This is a genomic window from Bradyrhizobium sp. WSM4874 (genome assembly GCF_055811835.1).
Window position 1 is genome coordinate 1 of record NZ_JBVVPR010000107.1, and the last position, 2,500, is coordinate 2,500.

Here is a 2,500-nt window from a genome sequence, read left to right on the forward strand (position 1 = left end):
GGGGCCTCCTGGTCCCGGGCTGTTTGACAAGTGAAGATGAAGAAAGAGAAACGTGGACGGCGGAGTCCTTGCGGGTCTCGCATTTAAAGAGCTTCGGCTTTTTGAATCGGGGCCGGACGAAAGACTTCGGCGGTACACGTTTTAAGGTTACACCATCGTTGCCAGCGATGTGAATCGCGGGCAGCTCATCGACTTCGGTCGATGAAAAATGGTGGGACCTCGTCAAAACGTTGTGATCAGCCGGTTCAAAGTTCAAGTCCAACTTGAGAGTTTGATCCTGGCTCAGAGCGAACGCTGGCGGCAGGCTTAACACATGCAAGTCGAGCGGGCGTAGCAATACGTCAGCGGCAGACGGGTGAGTAACGCGTGGGAACATACCTTTTGGTTCGGAACAACACAGGGAAACTTGTGCTAATACCGGATAAGCCCTTACGGGGAAAGATTTATCGCCGAAAGATTGGCCCGCGTCTGATTAGCTAGTTGGTGAGGTAATGGCTCACCAAGGCGACGATCAGTAGCTGGTCTGAGAGGATGATCAGCCACATTGGGACTGAGACACGGCCCAAACTCCTACGGGAGGCAGCAGTGGGGAATATTGGACAATGGGCGCAAGCCTGATCCAGCCATGCCGCGTGAGTGATGAAGGCCCTAGGGTTGTAAAGCTCTTTTGTGCGGGAAGATAATGACGGTACCGCAAGAATAAGCCCCGGCTAACTTCGTGCCAGCAGCCGCGGTAATACGAAGGGGGCTAGCGTTGCTCGGAATCACTGGGCGTAAAGGGTGCGTAGGCGGGTCTTTAAGTCAGGGGTGAAATCCTGGAGCTCAACTCCAGAACTGCCTTTGATACTGAGGATCTTGAGTTCGGGAGAGGTGAGTGGAACTGCGAGTGTAGAGGTGAAATTCGTAGATATTCGCAAGAACACCAGTGGCGAAGGCGGCTCACTGGCCCGATACTGACGCTGAGGCACGAAAGCGTGGGGAGCAAACAGGATTAGATACCCTGGTAGTCCACGCCGTAAACGATGAATGCCAGCCGTTAGTGGGTTTACTCACTAGTGGCGCAGCTAACGCTTTAAGCATTCCGCCTGGGGAGTACGGTCGCAAGATTAAAACTCAAAGGAATTGACGGGGGCCCGCACAAGCGGTGGAGCATGTGGTTTAATTCGACGCAACGCGCAGAACCTTACCAGCCCTTGACATGTCCAGGACCGGTCGCAGAGATGTGACCTTCTCTTCGGAGCCTGGAACACAGGTGCTGCATGGCTGTCGTCAGCTCGTGTCGTGAGATGTTGGGTTAAGTCCCGCAACGAGCGCAACCCCCGTCCTTAGTTGCTACCATTTAGTTGAGCACTCTAAGGAGACTGCCGGTGATAAGCCGCGAGGAAGGTGGGGATGACGTCAAGTCCTCATGGCCCTTACGGGCTGGGCTACACACGTGCTACAATGGCGGTGACAATGGGACGCTAAGGGGCAACCCTTCGCAAATCTCAAAAAGCCGTCTCAGTTCGGATTGGGCTCTGCAACTCGAGCCCATGAAGTTGGAATCGCTAGTAATCGTGGATCAGCACGCCACGGTGAATACGTTCCCGGGCCTTGTACACACCGCCCGTCACACCATGGGAGTTGGTTTTACCTGAAGACGGTGCGCTAACCCGCAAGGGAGGCAGCCGGCCACGGTAGGGTCAGCGACTGGGGTGAAGTCGTAACAAGGTAGCCGTAGGGGAACCTGCGGCTGGATCACCTCCTTTCTAAGGATGGTTCTTCAGAAGCTTGCTTCTATCGAACCGTTTTAGAAACATCAGTGGCCAACGGTCGTCAGGATCGTTGAGCTGCATTGGCGGGATTTCGCCGTCTTCGTTTCTCTTTCTTCGCGGACGAACACGCGCTGGGGCTGCAACCTTGCAGAATCCCTGGTCCTTGACTGGATATGCGTTAGGGGCTTGTAGCTCAGTTGGTTAGAGCGCGCGCTTGATAAGCGTGAGGTCGGAAGTTCAAGTCTTCCCAGGCCCACCACACTCATCGAGTGAGCATTCGTCTTCTGGTTACGGGGCCATAGCTCAGCTGGGAGAGCGCGTGCTTTGCAAGCATGAGGTCGTCGGTTCGATCCCGTCTGGCTCCACCAGATGGTTTGATCACCGACTACTCATACCGTCGTCCGCGAAACATCACTTCGCACTTACTAGTCCGGATGGACAGTAAGCTGCGTGATTTCTGACATCGTAAAGAGGAGATCGATCCGAGTTGGATCGGGCAACAAGTAATTGTTGCGCGATACTTCATTATCTCCGGATCATTTCGGCGCTCTTGCGTCTTCCAGGGTAGCTCACAAGGCTGCATCTGAAAGACAAGCGAGTTGTAAATGATCCTTTTAGCGAAGCTTGACCGCCTCGCTATCGGAACGATCTTACGAAGCAAGCTGGTCTTTCTAATCATTGTCCGGCTGCAGATAGCGTTCATCGAGGGCGCGTGCCTTAGAGACTTAGGTTTCTTGGCAATTCTG

Annotated in this window: 2 tRNA genes and 1 rRNA gene; all 3 read left to right on the plus strand. The window is 54.2% G+C overall.

Annotated features, from left to right (window positions below):
- The first annotated feature begins 259 nt into the window (after window positions 1-259).
- The 3 genes from AC0L3P_RS39130 to AC0L3P_RS39140 all read left to right on the plus strand — a co-directional run bounded on the left by AC0L3P_RS39130 (window position 260) and on the right by AC0L3P_RS39140 (window position 2,122).
- Window positions 260-1,748, plus strand: a 16S ribosomal RNA gene (locus AC0L3P_RS39130).
- A 188-nt stretch (window positions 1,749-1,936) separates the two neighbouring features.
- Window positions 1,937-2,013: transfer RNA gene (locus tag AC0L3P_RS39135), tRNA-Ile, on the plus strand.
- Window positions 2,014-2,046: 33 nt separating this feature from the next.
- Window positions 2,047-2,122: transfer RNA gene (locus AC0L3P_RS39140), tRNA-Ala, on the plus strand.
- The last annotated feature ends 378 nt before the right edge of the window (window positions 2,123-2,500 follow it).